The organism is Thermus sp. NMX2.A1 (assembly GCF_000511705.1).
In the GTDB taxonomy this organism is placed as follows: domain Bacteria; phylum Deinococcota; class Deinococci; order Deinococcales; family Thermaceae; genus Thermus; species Thermus scotoductus.
Window position 1 is genome coordinate 13,543 of record NZ_ATNI01000080.1, and the last position, 19,007, is coordinate 32,549.

Sequence of the window (19,007 nt, forward strand, 5' to 3'; positions counted from 1 at the left end):
CCCAGTTTACCACCCGGGCTGAAAGGAAGGTGAAACCCTAGTCCCCCTCCAGCTTGCGCCGGGCGTAGCCCTCGAGGTTCCGCTGCCTCTCCCGCGCCACGGCCAGTGCATCCTCGGGCACATCGTGGGTGATCACGCTCCCCGCCCCCACCATGGCCCCATCCCCCACCCGCACCGGGGCCACCAGCACGCTGTTGGAACCGATGAAGGCTCCCTTGCCGATGAAGGTTCTGTGCTTGCGCTTGCCATCGTAGTTGGCGGTGATGACCCCGGCCCCGATGTTGGTGCCCTCCCCCACCTCGGCATCCCCCAAATAGGCCAGGTGCCCCGCCTTGACCCCGGGGTGGAGGAGGCTATTCTTCACCTCCACGAAGTTGCCCACGTGGACCCCCTCCCTGAGAACGGCCCCGGGGCGTAGCCGGGCAAAGGGCCCGGCGTCGGCTCCCCTACCGATCACCGCCCCCTGGGCCACGGTGTGGGCCAATACCCGGGCCCCCGGTTCCAGGAGGGTGTCCTCGAGGACCGCATAGGGTCCCACCTCCGCCCCCTCGCCGATCTGGGTCTTTCCCTTAAGCACCACCCCTGGCCAGAGGGTCACGTCCGGGGCCAGCTCCACGCTGGCCTCTAGGTAGATGCTCTCGGGAAGGATCATCCGCACTCCCTTTCGCATCCACTCCCGGCGCAAGGCCGAAAGGAGCACTCCCTCCACCCGGGCGAGTTCCTCCCGGGTGTTCACCCCCAAGGCTTCCTCCACCACGCCCTTCACCGCCACCACCCTCCGCCCCCTGGCCCGGTAGATGGCGATGAGGTCGGGGAGGTAGTACTCCCGGGCGGCGTTTTCGTTTCGCACCTCCTTAAGGGCCTGGAAGAGGAAGCCGTCAAAGGCATAGGCCCCGGCGTTCACCTCCCGGATGGCCTTGACCTCAGGGGAGGCATCCTTCTCCTCCACGCTGCCCAAGACCTCCTCCCCCTGGCGCAGGATGCGGCCGTAGCCGGTGGGGTCAGAAAGCTCCACGGTGAGGAGGGCCATCCCCGCTCCCTCCTCCACCCTTTCCAGAAGGTCCCTTAGGGTTTCCGGGCGAAGAAGGGGCGTATCCCCCTGGGTAACCAGGGTGGGGCCAGGAAAGTCCTTTAGCAAGGGCTCCGCCTGCAAAAGGGCGTGGGCGGTGCCGAGCTGCTCTTCCTGCACCGCCACCTCCACCGGATAGGCCTTTAGGACCTCCATCACCTGCTCGGCTCCATGCCCCACCACCACCACCAGCCTTTGGGGTTCCAGGGCCAGGGCCGTTTCCACCGCATAGGCCAGCATGGGCTTGCCCAGGAGGGGATGGAGTACCTTGGGCAGGCGGGATTTCATGCGGGTCCCCTGCCCGGCGGCCAGGATCACATGGGCGTGCATAGGGCTATTTTAGGGCGTGGGCTAGGTGTGGTCCTGGACCACCTCGAGGCCCACCCCCCCGAGCTCCCGCACCAGGGCCCGCACCGCCTCCTTCACCCCCTCGGTGATGAGGGGGCTACCGAAGCGGCTAACCCCTGCGTAGAGTCCGTGGGCACTCCTCCTCACCTCCAGAAGCAAATCCTGGGTGAGGTCTTCTTCCTCCACGTGGGTGAGCACGTAAAACCCTTCCTCCCCCCGGGCTACCTCCAGAAAGACCGCCACCCCCCCGGGGATGGCCACGGGAGCCTTGGCAAGGGTAAGCTCCTTGGGCAGTTCCCCCCTTAACAGCGCATGGGCCACCTCGTACCTCCTTATGGGCGGCCAAGGCGTGGGATCCTCGGCCACCTTGGTGAACACCGCATGGAAGAAGGTCCGGCCCGCCTCCTTCCACTTGAGGGCATACTTGGTGCGCAGGTGGGCCTCAGGGGGCTCCTTAACTTCCACCCGGTAAAGCCCGCTCCGTTTCGCCTCCTCCAGGGCGAAGCGGAAGTACTCCTCGTGGTCGGTGGTGAGGAGGAGGTCCCCGCCCCCCATGAGCCTAGTGGAAAGCCTGCGGAAAAATCCCTCCTGCAAAAGCCGCTTCCGCTGGTGCCGCTTCTTGGGCCAGGGATCGGGGAAGTTGACGATGACCCGCCTTAAGCTCCCCGGCGGCACCAGGTTCCTCAGGGCGAAGGGGCCTTGCCCGTGGTAAAGGCGCACGTTTCCTATGCCCTCGCGCTTCAGGCGCCTATAGGCCCTCAGGACGCTGGCCGCCGAGACCTCAGCCCCCAGGATGAGCCATTCCGGATGGGCCTTGGCAAGCTCCGCGGTGAAGCGCCCGTCGCCAAAGCCCACCTCGAGGACCAAGGGCCCTTCCCGGCCAAAGAGGTCCTTCACCCGAGGAGGCCAAAGGGGAAGAAGGGCGGGCCGCACCAGCACAAGGGGGGATTATACGGCCTTTTCAAATCGTTTTCACAGGGGGGGCTCTAGGGTGAAGGCAGGAGGTTGGGTTATGGCCCTGTTTGGAAGCCTCAATGCACTGCCCCTCGAGAAGCTCCTCCAGCTTCTCGCCCACAAGGAGGGGGCCCTGGAAACTTGGAACGTGAAGGATATTCCCGCCACCACCCTTTACTTGAAGCCCGGCTATATCCGCTCCATTGACCAGCACGGCAAGCCCCTCGAGGCCCTGGCCGCCAAAGCCACCCTGCAAGCCTTGCTGCAAGCCCGGGAGGGCAGCTTCGAGTTCCTCCCCGGAGCCAAGCCCAAGCACAAGGTGCGCTTGAACTGGCCTGTGGAGAAGGTTCTTCTGAGCACCGTCACCCTCCAGGATGAGCTAGAGCGCTACCGCCCGTACTTCCCCCATCCCAAGGCCATCTTCAAGGGCCAAGAAGCACCTCCCGGAGGAAAGCTTTCTGGCCAAGTCGCTTCCCTACCTGGAAAAGGGGGTGTCCGCAGAAGGCCTCTCCAAGGCCCTCAGCCTGCCCCTGGACCTGGTTCGGTTTCACCTCTTCCGCCTGGAGCGGAAAGGGCTGGTGCAACGCACAGGGCAAATGGAGAGCAGCCGCCCAGGGCTTCTGGACCAGCTACTCAGCGGGGTGAGGCTATGAAACACCCCCAGTTCCCCCATGCAAAAGGGTGTTGCTGGTAGACGACGAACCCATCCAGCGCCTCCTCCTCATGCGGGCCTTGGAGCCTTTAGGTGTGGAGGTCCAGGAGGCGAGAAACGGGCAAGAGGCCTTGGACCTCCTTCGGGATAGCCTCCCCCATGTGGTGCTCACCGACCTGCACATGCCCATCATGGACGGCCTCGAGCTCACCCGCAGGGTAAAGGCCCTGGACCCCTTGCTTCCCGTCATCCTCCTCACCGCCGATGGGGACCGGGAGGTGCGCCTTAAGGGTATTGAGGCCGGGGCCGACGACTTTCTAAACCGCCCCGTGGATTTGGCGGAGCTCAGGCTTCGGGTCAAGGGCCATCTGGCGCGCCGGAAACTGCAAGAGAAGCTGGAGGACCTGGAAAGGGCTCTTCTCGCCCTGGTGCGGGCGGTGGAGGCCAAGGACGTCTACACCGCAGGCCACGGGAAAAGGGTGGCCCAGTACGCCGCGGAGGAACTCGGGGCGAAACCCGAGGAGCTCGAGGACCTCCACATGGGAGCGCTTCTTCATGACGTGGGCAAGATCGGCATCCCCGACCACATCTTGCGGGGAGACTACGCCCTCACGGAGCACGAGTGGCGCCTTATCCGGGAGCACCCGGTGAAGGGAGACGAGATCATCCGGCCCCTAAGGGCCTACACCCGCTTAAAACCCTACGTGCGCTGGCACCACGAGAAGCTGGATGGCTCCGGCTACCCCGACGGCCTTACCCAGATACCCCTCTTGGTGCAGGCGGTGACCGCCGCCGACATCTACGATGCCTTGACCAGCGTGCGCACCTACCGCAAGGTAGCCCGGCCCGAGGAAGCCTTGCAGGCCCTGGAAAACGAGGTCCGCCAAGGACGCCTGGAGCGGGAGGTGGTCCGGGCGTTTAAAAGCGCCCTCCTTCGCAACCGGGCCCTGCGAACCGCCTAAAAGCCGTACTCCTCCCAGCGGGAGTCCACCAGGGCTTTGATCCGGGCATCCATAAGGATGCGCTCGGGCCAGGTGCGGGCAAAGCCCTCCTGGGGCAGCTTGCGGGTGCCGTCCAGCACCAAGACGGGGCCCTCCACTCCCTCCATCACCCGGGCATCCCGCTCCGGATCTATGTTGTTAAGCACAGCCCAAAGAAGCTCCTCGGGGGTAAGGAGGATGTCGTGGTCTGCCAGGAGCATCAAGCGTATGCCAGCGCTTTGCGGGGTCTTGAGGAGCCTTTCCGCCAGGGCCAGGGCCTGGCCTGGCCTCTCCTTGCCCAAAGTAACCCCCCAGATGCCCGGCCACTGCCTTTGGGCCTGGGCCTCCGGGTCCTGGGGAAGCTCGGCATGAACCCTGGGGATGAAGGGTACCTCCCCCCCCTCCTCGGGAAGCTTACGGGTACCATCCACAAGAAGCTTCCCACCGAAGGCGAAGCTCCTTGAGCTATGGTCCAGCACATCCATAGGCCCCCGAAGGAGGAGGGTATCCCGCCCGGGCAGGGCATGCTTGAGGGCTTCCAAAAGGGTTTGAAACCCCGGCCTCACCGGAACATCCCCATCCACGGCCACGATCACCTTGGCGAACATCATCTGCCCAAGCCCCAGCATCCCGTAGGCCACCTTGTAGGCCTGGCCCGGATAGGCCTTGCGCAAGGCCACGTTCACCCAGTTGTGGGCCACCCCTTCCGGGGGCATGTGGTAGTCCACCACCTCGGGAAGGATGAGGCGCAAAGGCGGCAGGAAAAGGCGCTCGGAAGCCTCGATAAGGTAGGCGTCCTCCATGGGAGGTACCCCCACGATGGTGGCGGGGTAGATGGCCCTTTTCCGGTGGGTAATGGCGGTCACGTGGAAGCGGGGATAGAGATCCACGGGGGTGTAGAAGCCCGTGTGGTCCCCAAAGGGACCCTCCTCCACCAGGGGCTCTTCCGGGTCAATGTAGCCCTCCAGCACGAACTCCGCCTCGGCGGGGACAGGAAGGTCCACGGTGACACCCCGGGTGAGCTCCAGGGGTGCACCCCGCAGGAATCCCGCCAGGTGGAACTCGCTTACCCCGGGAAGAGGGGGCAAAGGGGCGGTGGCGGCGTAGGTGAGGATGGGATCCCCCCCCAGGGCCACGGCCACCTCCAGCTTTTTCCCCAGCTTCCTGGCCTTTTCCAGGTGCTGGCGGCCCACCTTGTGGAGCTGCCAGTGCATGGCCGTGCTCCTTTTGTCCAGAACCTGCATGCGGTACATGCCCACGTTGAGCTCTCCGGTCTCCGGATCCTCGGTGATCACCAGGGGCAGGGTGAGGAAGGGCCCTCCGTCCAAGGGCCAGCACTTCAGGATGGGAAGGCGGAAGAGGTCCACTGCCTCTCCCTTCAGGATCACCTCCTGCACCGGGGCCCTCCCCACCCACCTGGGGAAGAACCCTCTAAGAAGGGGAAGCTTGGGAAGAAGGCCCATGAGGGCGGAGATCCCCCCCCTTCCCGGCTTCAACTCCAGCAAGCGGGCCACCTTCTCAGAAAGCTCGTCCAGGTCCCGAACCCCCAGGGCGAAGGCGGTGCGCTCCCGGGTGCCGAAAAGGCCGATGGCCACAGGGAAATCCTTCCCCGCCACCGTTTCAAAGAGGAGCGCAGGACCCCCCGTCTTCACCATGCGGTCGGCGATCTCCGTGATCTCCAACTCGCTGGAAACGGGTACCCTGATCCGCTTGAGCTCCCCCCGCCTCTCCAAGGCTTGGAGGTAGGCCTCGAGGTTCCTAAACACCCCCAAGCTTACCCAAAAGGGGAAAGCCGTGAGGATTGCCGCCTACACTTCCAACACCAGGTGCTCTATCCGGTGGGCCCTCGGGGTCCCGTGGACCAGGATGGCCTCGAGCCTCACCGGGAGATCGTCCCGACCCAGGAGATAGCGGGCGCTTTTCAGCAGGCGCTCCACTTTCCTAGGGGTAATGGCCTCCAAAGGACTTCCAAACGCCCCTGAGCTCCTTTGCTTGACCTCCACCAGCACGTAAATCCCGTCCTGTTCCAGAAACAGGTCCACCTCCCCAAAGGGGGTGCGGCGGTTGCGGCCAAGAAGCCGGTAGCCCCGCTCAAGAAGGTAGGCGAGCGCCAGGTCCTCGGCCCAGCCTCCTTTCACGCCTTCCTCCCCAATCCAGGGAAACCTCAGGGGGCCCACTCCTGGAAGAGCTCCCCGTCCAGGTAAAGGCGGAAGTGGGCCTCCCCCACCGCTTCGTAGGTACCCGAAACCCTCAGGCCCTCACGGCCTTCCCCCTCGTAAACCAGGTGCTCCCCCCGGTCGTCCACCAGCACCAGGCGCACCTGGCGTCCTTCCACCTCCGGGGGCAGGTTCAGGGCCAGGGTCACGGTACGGGCCTCGGGCTTAGGGGCAGGCAGAGGGCTCAAAGCCCCCACCCGCACCTCTCCCCTCGCCGCCACCCTCAGGCGCACCCCGCTTCCTGGCGGCATGGGGGTGCCGGGGGCGGGCTCCTGGGCCAGCACCGTGCCGGGCGGAGCCCCGGAGGGCACCTCCTCCACCTGGACCTGCAGGCCCATGGCGTTCAGGAGGAAAAGCGCCTCCTTCTGGCTTAAACCCGTGAGCTGGGGAAGGGGCACCGTGGGACCCAGGGAAGCACCCCGGGAAACCAGAAGCCGCACCGGGGCCCCAGGAGGCAGGGGGGTGCCAGGAGGTGGGTCGCTGGCCAGGACCGTGCCCAGGGGCTCGGGGCTTTCCACCTGGGCCACCCCGGCCAGGCGGTAGCCCAGCTCGGAGAGCCGGGCTTCCGCCTCCTCCTGGCGAAGTCCCTTGAGCTCGGGCAGAGGGTTCAGCCGGGCCTGGTTAAGGGTGAGGCGCACGGTGCGCCCCGCCCTAAGGCGGGTTCCCGGTGGAGGCTCCTGGGCCAGCACCACCTCCTTGGGCTTGGCCGGGTCGTTTCCCTCCACCACCTCCAGCCTGAGCCCCATATCCTTCAAAAGGAGAAAGGCCTCCCGGGCGGTTTTGCCCACCAGGTTCGGCACAGCGTACTCCGGAGGGTTGAAGTAGCGGTAAACCCCTTGGGAAAAAAGCCATAGCCCCAGGAGGAAGAGGAGAAGGCCCGGGGCTACCCCTAGAAGGAAGCCCGGCTGGAGGCGGGAAGGACCCCGGGCCAAGGCCCGCCGGCTAGACCCCAGGGGCCAGGGGGAAAGATAGGCCACCCCTTCCTCGGCCATGGCCAGATGCTCCGGGCCAAAACCCAAGGGAGCCAGGGCCTCGAGGGCAGCCCGGGGCGGAGCCTTACGGGCCAGGGGACGTTCGGGAAAAAAGGCGTAGTAGCGCCCGGGCTTGGCGGAAACCGCCGCCTCCACAAGCCCGAGCTCCTCTAGGCGTTTGATGGCCGCCCGGTACCGGTAAAAGCGCTCCTTGTCCTCGGGGGTGCGCACCTGGAAAAAGAAAACCACCCCGCCCTCCACCCGATAAAGGGTGATCCCCTCCTTCTCCTCGAGGGTCTCCAGCACCGGGTAGCGGTCGTCCAAGATCATGCGCCGCCGATTATACCTTGCCTTCTCTCCTCCGTTCCCGACCCATATACTCTAAAAGGTATGTGGGACGTTCTCGTGGTAGGCGGCGGCCCCTCGGGTCTTTCCGCGGCCCTTTTCCTCGCCAGGGCCGGGCTTAAGGTCCTGGTGCTGGACGGGGGCCATTCCAAGATCGCCCAGGTAAGCCGGGTCCCCAACTACCCTGGCCTGCTGGACGAACCCTCGGGCAAGGAGCTTCTAGAGAGGCTAAAAGAGCACGCCCGCCGCTACGGGGCAGAGATCCAAAGGGGCGTGGTCAAGGGAGTGCGGGACCTGGGAGGGGTCTTTGAAGTGGAAACCGAGGAGGGCGTGGTGGAAGCGGAAAGGCTTCTCCTTTGCACCCACAAAGACCCCACCCTGCCCTCCCTCCTGGGCCTTACCCGCAAGGGAGTCCACATAGAAACCGACGAGGCTGGCCGTACCAGCTATCCCAGGGTCTACGCCGCTGGGGTGGCCCGGGGCAAGGTGCCGGGACACGCCATCGTGAGCGCAGGGGACGGAGCCTACGTGGCCATCCACTTGATCTCCGACCTGCGGGGAGAGCCCTACAAGGACCACGCCACGTGATGCCCTTTTTCGCCATATCGGTAAAAGTCTAAATAGCACGGGCCAGGGATTGGCCGGGCCCCGCCCCCCACCCTGGCAAAACCAGGGTGGGGCGGCGCTACACTGGCCTACCCGCCATCATGAAGCTGGCCGTCATCCCCCCGTCCACCACCAGAATGGCCCCGGTGATGAAGCTGGCCTTCTCCGAGGCCAGGAAAAGCACTGCCTCCGCCACTTCCTCAGGCTGGCCCAGCCTCCTCAGGGCGTGAAGGTCCTCCCAGTCCCGGCGGGTCCTCTCCGGGTCCTCGGAAAGAGCGATGGCCTCCAGTACCGCCTCCGTGGCAATGGCCCCCGGGGCCACGGCGTTCACCCGGATGCCCAAGGGAGCCAGGTCCAGGGCCAGGGAACGGGTGAGGTTGACCAGCCCTCCCTTGGAGGCGTTGTAAGCGGCGTTTTCCTGCTCGGCGAAAAGCGCCTGGACACTGGCCACGTTCACGATGGCCCCCCCGCCCACCTTGGCCATCTCCCTGGCCGCCAGGGCGGAGAGGTGCATGGGAGCGGTGAGGTTCACCTCCAGAACCCTTCGCCACTCGGGGAGCTTCACGGTCAGGGCCGACCCTGGGGCGCTGATGGCTGCGTTATTGACCAGTACGTCCACCCGCCCCAGGGCATGGGCTGCCTCCTCCACGAAGCGCACCCGGTCCCTTTCCTCGGCCAGGTCCGCCTGCACGAAGAAGCCTCCGATCTCCTCCGCCACCCCCCGCCCCACGGGATGCAGATCGCAAAGGGTCACCAGGGCCCCTTCCCGGGCGAAGGCCCGGGCGATGGCCCGGCCGATACCCCGGGCCGCTCCCGTCACCAGGATTCCCTTTCCCTCAAAAAGCCCCATGGCCTCACCTTACGAGGCTTGGATCCAAGGCCGCGGCCACCTTTTCCTTGGGCAGGCTTCCCTGGACCACCTCCTTTCCCCCGCCCTTGGCCCCAAGGGCCTTAAGCCTTTCCAAAACCTCCTGCCGGCCGGGGCCCAGGGCGGCGAAGCGACCCTCGGGGGAAAGGAGCAAAAAGGTCTTCTCGCTCCAGGAAAGAAGCCTCTTGGCCAGGTCCCCCAGGACGGGAGCCGGCACCAGGAGCACCCGCTCCTCGAGGGCCCGGGGCAGGAGGGCCTCCACCAAAGCCTCCTTAAGCTCCAGGTTCTCGCCCTTTAGGGCGTACACCTCTTCCTGAAGCCGACGCACCGGTTTTTCCAGCTCCAGGGGGCTGGTGGAGAAGGAAAGGGCCAGGCGGGAAAGCAGGGCGTGCTTGGCATGGTAGTCCTCCAAAGCCTCCCACCCCGCCATGAAGTACACCCGGCTTCCCCCCTTGTACCGCTCCCACTTCAGGACCTTGATGGGGCCCGCCTGAGCACTGGTCCTCAGGTGGGTGCCCCCGCAGGCCGCCAGGTCAAAGTCCCCGATCCGCACCAGGCGCACCTGGCCCTGAACCTTGGGAGGCCGCCTTAAAGGGTAACGGGCAAGCTCCTCCTCAGAAACCCAAAAGGCCTCTATGGGGTAGTCCGCGTACACGGCGAAGTTGGCCAGGGCCTCCGCCTCCTGGAGCTTGGCCTCCTCCACTTCCTCCTCGAGGTCCACGGTGGAAACCGGGCTATCCAGGCTCACGGCGATGGTGTGGTACCCCCCGGCCCTGAGGAGGGCCTGGGAAAGAATGTGCTGGGCGGTGTGGCGCTGCATGTGTCGAAACCGCCGGTTCCAGTCAATCTCTCCCTCCACCTCCGCTCCCTCGGGGATAGGGCCGTCCACACGGTGCACCACATCCCCGAAGGCCTTGGCTTCCTCAAAGACGTAAAGCACCCGCACCTGGCCAAACTCCCCTTTCAGCACGCCCGTGTCCGCAGGTTGCCCCCCGGACTCCGGGTAAAAGAGGGTTTGAGAAAGCACGACATGGTGGCCCTGCTCATCGCTCCAAGCCCGCACCACCCGGGCCTGGAAGCGGGTGGCGTAGCTGTCCTCCTGGTAAAGCCTCATGCCCTTTAGAATAAAGAGGATGGCACCCCTGGACTGGGAGGAATGGGCAAGATGGCACGCGCAAGCCCAGCATACCCTGGCCTCTGGGAAGCGGGACCTGGAGGAAGGGGACTACGACTGGGCCAGCTTTAAGGCCCACCAGGCAGGGGAATACGCCCTTAAGGGCCTGCTACGGGGACTAGGACAGCCCGCCTTTGGTCACGCCCTGATCCGCCTGCTCCAGGCGCTGAAGGAAGCGGGCCATGAGGTCCCCGAAGCCTTGGAAGAAAAGGCGCGCACCTTAGACGCCCATTACATTCCCGCCCGCTATCCCGATGCCTACCCCGAAGGAAGCCCCTACGAGTACTACACGCGGGCCCGGGCTGAGGAGGCCCTAAGGGCAGCCGAGGGCGTTCTGAAATGGGCAGAGGAGGTTTGGCGTGGCCTCGGAAGCCCTTAGGCTGCGAATGGCCGCCTGGGAGGCCCTCCTGGAAGAGGCCCAAGCCTACGCCACAAGGGTGCGGGCAACCCTGGGAGAGGCCCGGGTTTACCTTTATGGCTCGGTAGCCCGGGGTAGCTTCAACCTGGAAAGCGACATAGACCTCCTGGTGGTCTCCCCCCATCTGCCGAAAGACCCCTTAGAGCGCTTCCTCTTCCTCCAAGGCCTCAACCCCGGGCGGGTGGAGGCCAAGGGCCTAACCCCGGAGGAGTTCGCCCAGGCCATGGCCAAGGGGGCCCTGTGGTGGCTGGAAGGAGCCTTGGAGCTATGAGGGGGGAAAGGCTCGACAAGCTCCTGGCCCGCCTGGGCCTGGGAAGCCGTAAGGAGGTGGCCCGCCTGGTGCGAAGCGGCCAGGTACAGGTGGAAGGCCAGGTGGTCAGGGACCCAGCCTTTCACGTGCCCCCAGGTGCCCGCCTCGAGGTGGACGGTGAACCCCTTGTCTTGCGGTGCCACCACCACATCCTCCTGCACAAGCCGGCGGGGTACGTGACCAGCCGGAGGGAAGGCCCTTCGGTCTACGCTCTCCTGGAAGGCTTTCCCACCCGGGACCTCTCCCCGGTGGGCCGCCTGGACAAGGACACGGAAGGGCTTCTCCTCTTCACCACCGACGGCGAGCTTCTCCACCGCCTCACCCATCCCCGGCACAAGGTGGAAAAGCGCTACCTGGTCCATCTGGAACGCCCCGCCACAAGGGAGGACCAGGAGGCCTTTAGAGAGGGCCTGGTTCTAGAGGGCACGCGGCTTCTTCCCGCGGAGCTCTCCTGGGACCAAGACCCCACCCGGGTGGAGCTGGTCCTGAGGGAAGGGCGCTTTCACCAGGTAAAGCGCATGTTCCAGGCTCGAGGGAACCGTGTCCTCTACCTGAAGCGGCTCTCCCTGGGCCCCCTCACCCTAGGGGACCTCCCCGTAGGACAGGCGCGCTACCTCTCCCAAGAGGAGGAGGAAGCCCTGTACCGGGTGGTGGGGCTTTTCACAGACCTTTAACAGAACACGTGATAGATTGCCCCCATGCTTCGGCGATTCGCCTGGACGCTGGCCCTGGGCCTTGCCCTGGCCCAGGGTAGCACCACCCCTGATTCCTCCCCTATCACCGCCATCCTGGTCCTGGAAGAGGACGTCATTGAAGATGGTCAGATTCTCAGCTATGTAGGTAGCCAACCCTATCCTGTGGCCACGGAGAAGGAGCTGAGAGTCCTCATCAAAAAGCTGGCCCGTGAACCCAAAAGGCCCCGCTTCATCCTGCAGGATGGGCGCTGGCGGGGGGTGGAGAAAAAGGGGCTCGCCTTTGACGAGGCCGAGGTTTTGGCCGCCTATCGCGAGGCTCTGGCCAACGGGCGCAAAAGCTTCCGCCTGCCCGTGCGCTACCTCCCGCCCACCCCAAGCCTCAAGGACCTCTACGCCCTGGGAATCCGGGAGCACCTGGCCACCGGGGAAACGGACTTCCAGGGTTCCAGCCGGGAGCGTGCCCACAACCTGCTCCTTGCCTCCAGCAAGCTGGACGGCCTCTTGATCCCCCCGGGCACCTTCTCCTTCAATCAAGCCCTGGGGCCCATCACCGAGGAAGAGGGATACAAGGAAGCCTTCGTCATCGTAGGGGACCGCACGGAGCAGGGGGTGGGGGGCGGGGTCTGCCAGGTTTCCACCACCTTGTTCCGGGCGTTTTTCCTGGCCGGGCTACCCATAAAGGAGCGCCACGCCCACAGTTACCAGGTGGCCTACTACAAGCCCACGGGCCTGGACGCCGCGGTGATCCAACCCTACAAGGACCTCAAGGTGGTGAACGACACCCCGGGGCACATCCTGGTGCAGCGCTCCGTGGTGGGCACCCGGCTCCGCTTTCACCTCTTCGGCACCAAGGACCGGGAAGTGCGCTGGGAAGGCCCCTTCATCTCCGATAGGAAGCCTCCCTTACCCCCCCGGGAGATCCCGGCCCCCTCCTTGCCCCCTGGCGTGCGCAAACAGGTGGACTTCGCCGCCGAGGGGGCCAGGGTAGAGGTGAGGCGCACCGTGCGCTACCGGGACGGCCGGGTGCTGGAGAACAAAGTGGTGAGCGTGTACAGGCCCTGGGGTGCCGTGTACCTGGTAGGGCCTACCCCACTTCCAGAAGCACCACCCGCTCCACCGGCACAAGGCGGTGGGGCTCCGTAACCCGGGCGGCCTCCCCCCTTTTCAGGTGCAGATACTGGCCTTGGGGCAGGTCAATGACCAACTCCCCTTCCAGAACCAGGTAAAAGGCCATATCCTGGCGTTCTTCTTCCCCCACCAGGGTATAACCCCGCACCGGCACGCCGGGTACCTCCACCTTCCCCTCCCGGGCCAGGCGCAGGAGGTGGAGCTTGAAGCTTTCCATCAGGTAACCGCCTCCTTCCTGGCGCGGCCCTTCTTCATGCGTAGCTTGAAGATGGCCCGCTGGGCCAGCTTGGCCGCTTCCGGGGAAAGGACTTCCCCAAGGGCCAAGGCCTCCGCCGCCTGGCGCTCTTCCGGGGTGAGTTCCCCAAGGAAGGGTTTCAGCTCCTCCCAGTCCTTGGGAGGTTTGGGTGGGGAAGGTTCCTGAACCTTCGCCTTGGCCTTCGCCCCAGTGCGGCTTTCTCCTGCCCTAGCGGCCTTGCGGCGGGAGGACCTCCTGCCCCTGGAAGCCAAATCCCCTGACGAGGAGGCAGCCCGGCTGGAAGCTTTGGGGGGAGGAACCAGCTTGGGGTCGTGAACCGGGCAGGCAGGGTTCATGCAGGCTCCTTCCCCCTTCTTCACCAAGGGCCAGCCGCAGGAGGGGCAGGTCTGGTCCAGAAGGGGATAGAAGGAAAGGAAATCGCAGGCGTTGTTCTCGCACTTGTAGTAGGGCTTACCGCGGCGGCTTCGCTTCTCGAGGACCTGGCTTCCGCACTTGGGGCAAGTATGCCCCGTGGGCTCGCCATCGTCCCGGGTGTAATCGCACTCGGGGTAGCCGGAGCAGGCGATGAAGCTGCCATACCGGCCCTCCTTGCGCACCAGGGGTCTTCCGCACTTGGGGCAAGCCTCCCCGATGGGCTCGGCCTCCTTTTTCCTCTCCAAAGGCTCGGTGTAGGTGCACTCCGGGTAGCCCGTGCACCCCAGAAACTGGCCGAACCGGCTTACCTTTAGCTCCAAAGGCCTCCCGCACCGGGGACAGGTCTTCTTGGGCACCTGGGAAAGCTCCCCCAGAAAGGGCTCGTAGAACTCCCAAACCACCTTGGGCCAGGGGGCTTTCCCCTCCTCCACCTGGTCCAGGCGGTCCTCCATGCGGGCGGTGAACTCGTAGGCCACCACCTGAGGGAAGCGCTCCTTGAGGTAGTGGGTCACCTGGCGGCCCAGGGGAGTGGGCAGCAGGGTGCGCCCCTTGCGCATCATGTACCCCCGCTTTTCCAGGGTTTCCAGGGTGGGGGCATAGGTGGAGGGACGCCCGATGCCAAGCTCCTCCATGGTCTTCACCAGGGTGGCGTCCGTGTACCGGGGCGGGGGCTCGGTAAAGTGCTGCTGGGCCTTGACCTCCAAAAGCTCAGCCCCTGTGCCCTCCGCCACCGGGGGCAAGGGGGGTTCCACCTCCGCCTCTTGGCCCTCATTTACCGCCTGCGCCACCCCCCCTTCATCCCCCCGCCCCCAGGCCTTCAGGTACCCCTCAAACTTAAGCACCGAGCCCGAGGCGCGGAAGGTGAAACGGGGCTTCTCCCCCTCATCTTTGAGAAGCACCACCGTCTGGTCGTAGAGGGCATCCCGCATCTGGCTGGCGACAAAGCGCCGCCAAATGAGGTCGTAAAGGCGATACTCCTCGTCGGAAAGGTACTTCCTCACGCTATCGGGAGTGCGCCGCACGTCGGTGGGGCGGATGGCCTCGTGGGCGTCCTGCACCCCCTCCTTGCGGTTCCGGTAAACCCTGGGGCCTTCCGGCAGGTACTCGAGGCCAAAGATCCTTTGAATGACCTCCCGGGCCGCTTGCAATGCCTCCGGGGAAACCCGCACCGAGTCGGTGCGCATGTAGGTGATGAGGCCCACCGTCCCCTCGGGAAGGTCCACGCCCTCGTAGAGGCGCTGGGCGATGCGCATGGTGCGGCTTGCCGTGTAGCCTAGACGGCTGCTGGCCGCCTGCTGCAAGGTGGAGGTGGTGAAAGGAGGCGGGGGGGATTTGCGGCGCTCCCTGGTTTCCACCTGGACCACGCGGTAGGACGGCCCCTTGACCTCCTCGGCCAAGGCCTGGGCCTGGGCCTCGTTCGCCAGGTGGAGCTTCCCCTCCTTCTCCCCCTGGCCGGCCCATAGCCGCTTGCCCTCCACCTCATAGAGGCTTGCGGGAAGGGTTCGGTCCTGGCCCAGGGCGAAAACCCCCTCCAGGGTCCAGTACTCCTCCGGGCGGAAGGCCTCGATCTCCTCCTCCCGCTCCACTAAAAGCCGCAGGGCCACGCTCTGGACCCTTCCCGCGGAGAGGGCCCGCTTGCGGAACTCCAGGGAAAGAAGAGGAGAGAGGTTATAGCCCACCAGACGATCCAGGACCCTCCGGGCCTGCTGGGCATCCACCAGGTTCTGGTCTATGGGCCTCGGGTTTTGCACCGCCTGCCGCACCACCCTGGGGGTGATCTCGTGGAACTCCACCCTTAGAGGCTCCTTGGGATCGCGGCCCAGAAGCCTCGCCACATGCCAGCCGATGGCCTCCCCCTCCCGGTCAGGGTCGGTGGCGATGAGAAGGCGCTTGCCCTTTGCAGCCCGCTTCAACGCCTCCACCACGGGCTTCTTGTCCTTTTTCACCTCGTAAGTGGGGGCGAAGTCCCGCTCCACATCCACCCCGAGCTCTCGTTCCGGCAGGTCGGCCACGTGCCCCAAACTCGCCCGCACCTCATAGCCGGGCCCCAGCATCTTTTGAATGCTCCTGGCCTTGGCGGGGGATTCCACCACCACCAGGGTGGAAATCCCTCCCTCCCGGGGAGTCCCGGCCCGGTCGGCATCCAGGCTGGCCGACGACGCAGGGCTCGCGCGCTGGGTATCTTTCAAGCCTTTCTCTCGTCCTTTGGTCGCCTTTCGCGCCCCCTCGGGCCGGCTCTTGCTCGGCATCGCCCCCTATTTAGGAGCCTCATCCCCCCACTTGTCAAGGCCGCTAGGCCCCAAACAACCAGGAAAACCTAGGGCAACGCCTTCCTAGCCAGAACCCTTAGGCCCCAAGTCGATGCCCGGATAAACCCTGGGCAGAAGCCTCCTCTCCCACGCCGCTTTCAAAAGCTCCTCCCGGAAGTCGGGGTGGGCCACCTCGATGAGGGCCAGGGCCCTCTCCCTTAGGGAGCGGCCGAAGAGTTCGGCGATGCCCCACTCGGTGACCACGTAGTGCACATCGGCCCGGGTGGTGACCACCCCGGCCCCCGGCTTCAAGTAGGGAACAATGCGGCTTTGCCCCTTGGCGGTGGAGGGCAGGGCGATGATGGGCTTGCCCCCCTCGCTCCGGCCTGCCCCGCGGATGAAGTCCAGCTGGCCGCCGAAGCCCGAGTAGATGCGGGTGCCGATGGAGTCCGCCACCACCTGGCCGGTGAGGTCCACCTCGATGGCGGAGTTGATGGCCACCATCTTGCGGTTCTGGGCCACCACGAAGGGATCGTTCACGTAGTCCGCGGGGTGGAGTTCAAAGAGGGGGTTGTCGTGGACGAAGCGGTAGAGCCGTTCCGAGCCCAGGACAAAGGTGCCGATCACCTTGCCAGGGTGGAGGGTCTTGCGGGCCCCGGTGATAAGGCCCTTTTCAAAGGCCTCCAGAACCCCGTCGGAGATCATCTCCGTGTGGATGCCTAAGTCCCGCCTGCCCTCGAGGCTGGCCAGCACGGCATCGGGAATGGCCCCGATGCCCATCTGCAAGGTGGCCCCATCCTCAATGAGGCTCGCCACGTGCTCCCCGATCCTCCGCTCCACCTCGCCAAAGCCCTCCCGCTTCAGCTCGGGCAGGGGCCAGTCCAGCTCCACGATGGCCGTGAAGCGGGAGACGTGGACGAAGGTATCCCCCAGGGTTCTCGGCATCCTGGGGTTCACCATGGCGATCACAATGGGAGCCGCCTCGAGGGCCGCCTTGGTGGCGATCACCTCCACCCCCAGGGAGCAGAAGCCGTGCTCGTCGGGTGGGGAAACCTGGACGATGCCGGCATCCAGGGGAAGGATGCTCCTTTTGAAAAGCCACGGCACCTGGTGGAGCATGATGGGCACGTAGTCGGCCCGGCCCTGGTTCACCGCCTCCCGGTCGGTGGGCCCCACGAAGAGGGAGCGGCGCCGGAAGTGGCCCTCCATCTCCGGGGAGGCAAAGGGATCCTCCCCCAACTGGAGGAGGTGCACGAGCTCCACGTTCACAAGCTCGTCCTTGCGATCAGCCAGGGCCTTCAGGATGGGGGTAGGGGTGGCGGCGTTTCCGGAAACGAAGACCCGCATCCCGGATCGGATGAGGGTGACGGCATCCTCGGGGGAAGTCAGCTTCTTGCGGTAGCTCATTCCAGGTGGCCTCCTTTCTGGCCCAGGAGGAGGTAAGCCCCTTGCCGGAGCTCGGGAACCCCCAAGGGATCCTCCTCCACCTCCAGGAGAAAGGGCAAAAGGGTGGCGGTGAGGGCGTGGCTGCTGGTACGGGGCACCAGGGCGGGAACGTTGGGGAGGCAGAAATGGGTAATGCCCATCTCCTGGTACACCCCCACCCGGCTGGTTTCCGCAATCCCCCCCTGGTCGATGGCGAAATCCAGGAGCACGGCCCCCGGGCGCATGCGAGAGAGCAGGGCCCGGCTTAGGAGGAAGGGGGCCCTCTCCCCAGGCACCGCCACCGCCCCCACCAGGACGTCGGCAAAGGCGGCGTACCGCTCCAGCCGGCTTTGGGTGATGAGGGCGGCAACCGCCCCCTTGGCCTCCTTGGAGGCTTCCTCCAGGGCGGAAAACTCCTTGTCCAGGAGGTAGACCGAGGCCCCCATTCCCAAAAAGGAGCGGGCCGCCGCCCTTCCCAAAACCCCCGCCCCCAGGATGACCACATCCGCAGGGGGAATCCCCGGCAGCCCGGAAAGAAGCACCCCGGGACCAAAGGGAGCCTCCAGAAGCCTCCCGGCGATCTGGGGGGCCAGGCGGCCTGCGATCTCGCTCATGGCCTTGAGCACGGGGCGCCTCCCCCCGGCCCCGATGAGTTCGTAGCCGATGGCGGTCAAACCCTTTTCCGCCATGGCCTCCACCAGGGAGGATTCCGCCACCGCCAGGTGCATGAAGGCCATGATGGTGGCTCCGGGCCGGAGCAAGGCGATCTCCTCGAGGGTGGGCCTTCCCACCTTCAAGACCACCTCCCCACGGCCAAAGGCTTCCTCCCGGCTCACCAGCCGGGCCCCGGCCTCCTCGTAGGCCCCATCGGGGAAGCCCGCCCGCTCCCCCGCCCCCCGCTCCACATAGACCCGGTGGCCCCTCTCCACCAGCTCCCGCACCCCTTGGGGGGTAAGGGCCACCCGCCCCTCCCGCACCTCCCCGAAGGGGGGTTGGGTCTTGACCACGGCTTGCTCCTTGGGTAGGCCAAACTCCATACCCGCCTCCTCGCCTCGAGCTTAAGGCCCTGCCTCAGGGCGGATGTCCTTTTCCTTCTCATGAAATCCCACCCTAGGCTTTTTTCATGGATACCTTCGCCGACTGGCTCTTCGTGGTCCTTTGGGGGGCGGGGGTGCTCCTCACCCTGGTGCCCTTCGTCCCCGCCACCCTCCTGATCCTGGCGGCCGCCCTCCTCCACGAGGCCCTGGTGGGCTTCCGGGAGCTTTCCCTGGGCCTGTGGCTGGCCCTGGGCGTCCTGGCCCTTCTGGCCATGAGCCTGGACAACCTCGCCACCCTCCTGGGAGCCAGAAGGTACGGGGCCGGGCGGGCAGGGCTTTGGGGGGCCTTTCTGGGGGGAATCCTAGGCCTTTTTCTGGGTGTCCTGGGGGTGCTGATTCTTCCCTTCCTCCTGGCCTGGCTCTTTGAGTACCTTTCGGGAAGAAGGCCGGAGGAAGCCCTTAAGGCCGCCTGGGGAACCCTGGTGGGCCTCATGGGGGGCGTGGTGGCCAAGGCGATCGTCCACGTGGCCATGGGGATCCTGGTGATCCGGGCCATCTTCTGATGGCACCCCAACCTGGCCAAACCAGGTTAGGGGCCCCTGGCGGTACTACCCCAGTGCAAGGTATGCTTTTCCCCATGGACCTGGTCTTCGTCACCCGCGAGGGGTGCGGCCTTTGCGAAAAGGCGGAAAGGGCCCTCTGGACCCTGGGAATACCCTATGTGCGCCGGGATGTGGACCAGGACCCCGGGCTTTTCCGCCTCTACACCTTCCGGGTACCCGTGCTCCTCCTGGGGGAAGAGGTGCTTTTGGAAGGAGCCTTTGGCGAGAAAGACCTGCTGGCCCTGGTGGAGCGCTGGCAGGAGTCCAAGGGAGGTGAGGCATGAACCCCA

20 protein-coding genes are annotated in these 19,007 nt (G+C 65.6%); 9 read left to right on the forward strand and 11 right to left on the reverse strand.

The window, feature by feature from the left end; all coding sequences use genetic code 11:
- Nucleotides 1–37 precede the first annotated feature (37 nt).
- Together glmU and trmB are read right to left on the reverse strand one after the other, a co-directional pair.
- Nucleotides 38–1,399, reverse strand: coding sequence for a bifunctional UDP-N-acetylglucosamine diphosphorylase/glucosamine-1-phosphate N-acetyltransferase GlmU (gene glmU / locus TNMX_RS09400; protein ID WP_038031565.1), 1,362 nt, complete (start codon nt 1,397–1,399; stop codon nt 38–40).
- 21 nt (nt 1,400–1,420) lie between these two features.
- Nucleotides 1,421–2,356, reverse strand: coding sequence for a tRNA (guanosine(46)-N7)-methyltransferase TrmB (gene trmB, locus TNMX_RS09405; protein WP_038031567.1), 936 nt, complete (start codon nt 2,354–2,356; stop codon nt 1,421–1,423).
- A gap of 73 nt (nt 2,357–2,429) precedes the next feature.
- Between trmB and TNMX_RS09410 the strand changes: the two genes are divergently transcribed.
- Together TNMX_RS09410 and TNMX_RS09415 are read left to right on the forward strand one after the other, a co-directional pair.
- Complete coding sequence (locus tag TNMX_RS09410; protein WP_253269391.1) at nt 2,430–3,065, forward strand: DUF4388 domain-containing protein; 636 nt, start codon at nt 2,430–2,432, stop codon at nt 3,063–3,065.
- 29 nt (nt 3,066–3,094) lie between these two features.
- Nucleotides 3,095–3,985: an HD domain-containing phosphohydrolase gene (locus TNMX_RS09415; RefSeq protein ID WP_052037972.1), complete on the forward strand. Its 891-nt coding sequence runs from the start codon at nt 3,095–3,097 to the stop codon at nt 3,983–3,985.
- Here the strand turns inward: TNMX_RS09415 and TNMX_RS09420 are convergent.
- From TNMX_RS09420 to TNMX_RS09430, 3 genes are read right to left on the reverse strand one after another with little or no spacing between them, the layout of a single operon-like run.
- Entirely contained in the window at nt 3,982–5,769 is a 1,788-nt protein-coding gene (locus TNMX_RS09420; RefSeq protein WP_038031571.1) for a menaquinone biosynthesis decarboxylase, read from the reverse strand. The two genes, TNMX_RS09415 and TNMX_RS09420, sit on opposite strands and share 4 nt — an antisense overlap.
- Nucleotides 5,770–5,811: 42 nt before the next feature.
- On the reverse strand, nt 5,812–6,141 hold the full coding sequence (locus TNMX_RS09425; protein WP_026328985.1) for a YraN family protein: 330 nt from the start codon (nt 6,139–6,141) through the stop codon (nt 5,812–5,814).
- A 26-nt stretch (nt 6,142–6,167) separates the two neighbouring features.
- Nucleotides 6,168–7,520: a PASTA domain-containing protein gene (locus TNMX_RS09430; protein ID WP_038031573.1), complete on the reverse strand. Its 1,353-nt coding sequence runs from the start codon at nt 7,518–7,520 to the stop codon at nt 6,168–6,170.
- 60 nt (nt 7,521–7,580) lie between these two features.
- On the opposite strand from TNMX_RS09430, the gene TNMX_RS09435 reads away from it, so the two are divergent.
- Nucleotides 7,581–8,123: an NAD(P)/FAD-dependent oxidoreductase gene (locus TNMX_RS09435; RefSeq protein WP_015718158.1), complete on the forward strand. Its 543-nt coding sequence runs from the start codon at nt 7,581–7,583 to the stop codon at nt 8,121–8,123.
- Nucleotides 8,124–8,220: 97 nt separating this feature from the next.
- On the opposite strand, the gene TNMX_RS09440 is transcribed toward TNMX_RS09435, so the two are convergent.
- A complete protein-coding gene (locus TNMX_RS09440) occupies nt 8,221–8,991 on the reverse strand; it encodes an SDR family NAD(P)-dependent oxidoreductase (RefSeq protein WP_038031575.1) in 771 nt (256 codons plus the stop codon).
- 4 nt (nt 8,992–8,995) lie between these two features.
- On the reverse strand, nt 8,996–10,123 hold the full coding sequence (locus TNMX_RS09445; protein ID WP_038031577.1) for an alanyl-tRNA editing protein: 1,128 nt from the start codon (nt 10,121–10,123) through the stop codon (nt 8,996–8,998).
- A 19-nt stretch (nt 10,124–10,142) separates the two neighbouring features.
- On the opposite strand from TNMX_RS09445, the gene TNMX_RS09450 reads away from it, so the two are divergent.
- Genes TNMX_RS09450 through TNMX_RS09465 form a run of 4 tightly spaced genes read left to right on the forward strand, consistent with a single transcriptional unit; the run spans nt 10,143 to nt 12,749 of the window.
- Nucleotides 10,143–10,562, forward strand: a complete 420-nt coding sequence (locus tag TNMX_RS09450) for a HEPN domain-containing protein (protein WP_172640115.1) — start codon at nt 10,143–10,145, stop codon at nt 10,560–10,562.
- Complete coding sequence (locus TNMX_RS09455; protein ID WP_028494118.1) at nt 10,543–10,872, forward strand: nucleotidyltransferase domain-containing protein; 330 nt, start codon at nt 10,543–10,545, stop codon at nt 10,870–10,872. Before TNMX_RS09450 ends, TNMX_RS09455 begins: the two co-directional genes overlap by 20 nt.
- Nucleotides 10,869–11,585, forward strand: coding sequence for a pseudouridine synthase (locus tag TNMX_RS09460; protein ID WP_015718163.1), 717 nt, complete (start codon nt 10,869–10,871; stop codon nt 11,583–11,585). The genes TNMX_RS09455 and TNMX_RS09460 overlap by 4 nt, the downstream gene beginning before the upstream one ends.
- Before the next feature lie 24 nt (nt 11,586–11,609).
- Complete coding sequence (locus tag TNMX_RS09465) at nt 11,610–12,749, forward strand: VanW family protein (RefSeq protein ID WP_015718164.1); 1,140 nt, start codon at nt 11,610–11,612, stop codon at nt 12,747–12,749.
- Here TNMX_RS09465 and TNMX_RS09470 read toward each other — a convergent pair.
- The 4 genes from TNMX_RS09470 to TNMX_RS09485 all read right to left on the reverse strand — a co-directional run bounded on the left by TNMX_RS09470 (nt 12,691) and on the right by TNMX_RS09485 (nt 18,115).
- Entirely contained in the window at nt 12,691–12,951 is a 261-nt protein-coding gene (locus TNMX_RS09470; RefSeq protein WP_019550693.1) for a hypothetical protein, read from the reverse strand. The two genes, TNMX_RS09465 and TNMX_RS09470, sit on opposite strands and share 59 nt — an antisense overlap.
- Complete coding sequence (gene topA, locus TNMX_RS09475) at nt 12,951–15,458, reverse strand: type I DNA topoisomerase (RefSeq protein ID WP_253269392.1); 2,508 nt, start codon at nt 15,456–15,458, stop codon at nt 12,951–12,953. The genes TNMX_RS09470 and topA overlap by 1 nt, the downstream gene beginning before the upstream one ends.
- Before the next feature lie 279 nt (nt 15,459–15,737).
- Complete coding sequence (locus tag TNMX_RS09480) at nt 15,738–17,060, reverse strand: acetyl-CoA hydrolase/transferase family protein (RefSeq protein WP_038031579.1); 1,323 nt, start codon at nt 17,058–17,060, stop codon at nt 15,738–15,740.
- A complete protein-coding gene (locus TNMX_RS09485; RefSeq protein ID WP_038031581.1) occupies nt 17,057–18,115 on the reverse strand; it encodes an alanine dehydrogenase in 1,059 nt (352 codons plus the stop codon). Before TNMX_RS09485 ends, TNMX_RS09480 begins: the two co-directional genes overlap by 4 nt.
- An 86-nt stretch (nt 18,116–18,201) precedes the next feature.
- On the opposite strand from TNMX_RS09485, the gene TNMX_RS09490 reads away from it, so the two are divergent.
- Nucleotides 18,202–18,678, forward strand: a complete 477-nt coding sequence (locus TNMX_RS09490; RefSeq protein ID WP_019551371.1) for a DUF456 domain-containing protein — start codon at nt 18,202–18,204, stop codon at nt 18,676–18,678.
- A 62-nt stretch (nt 18,679–18,740) separates the two neighbouring features.
- Nucleotides 18,741–19,001: a glutaredoxin family protein gene (locus TNMX_RS09495; RefSeq protein ID WP_126169685.1), complete on the forward strand. Its 261-nt coding sequence runs from the start codon at nt 18,741–18,743 to the stop codon at nt 18,999–19,001.
- Nucleotides 19,002–19,007: the final 6 nt, after the last annotated feature.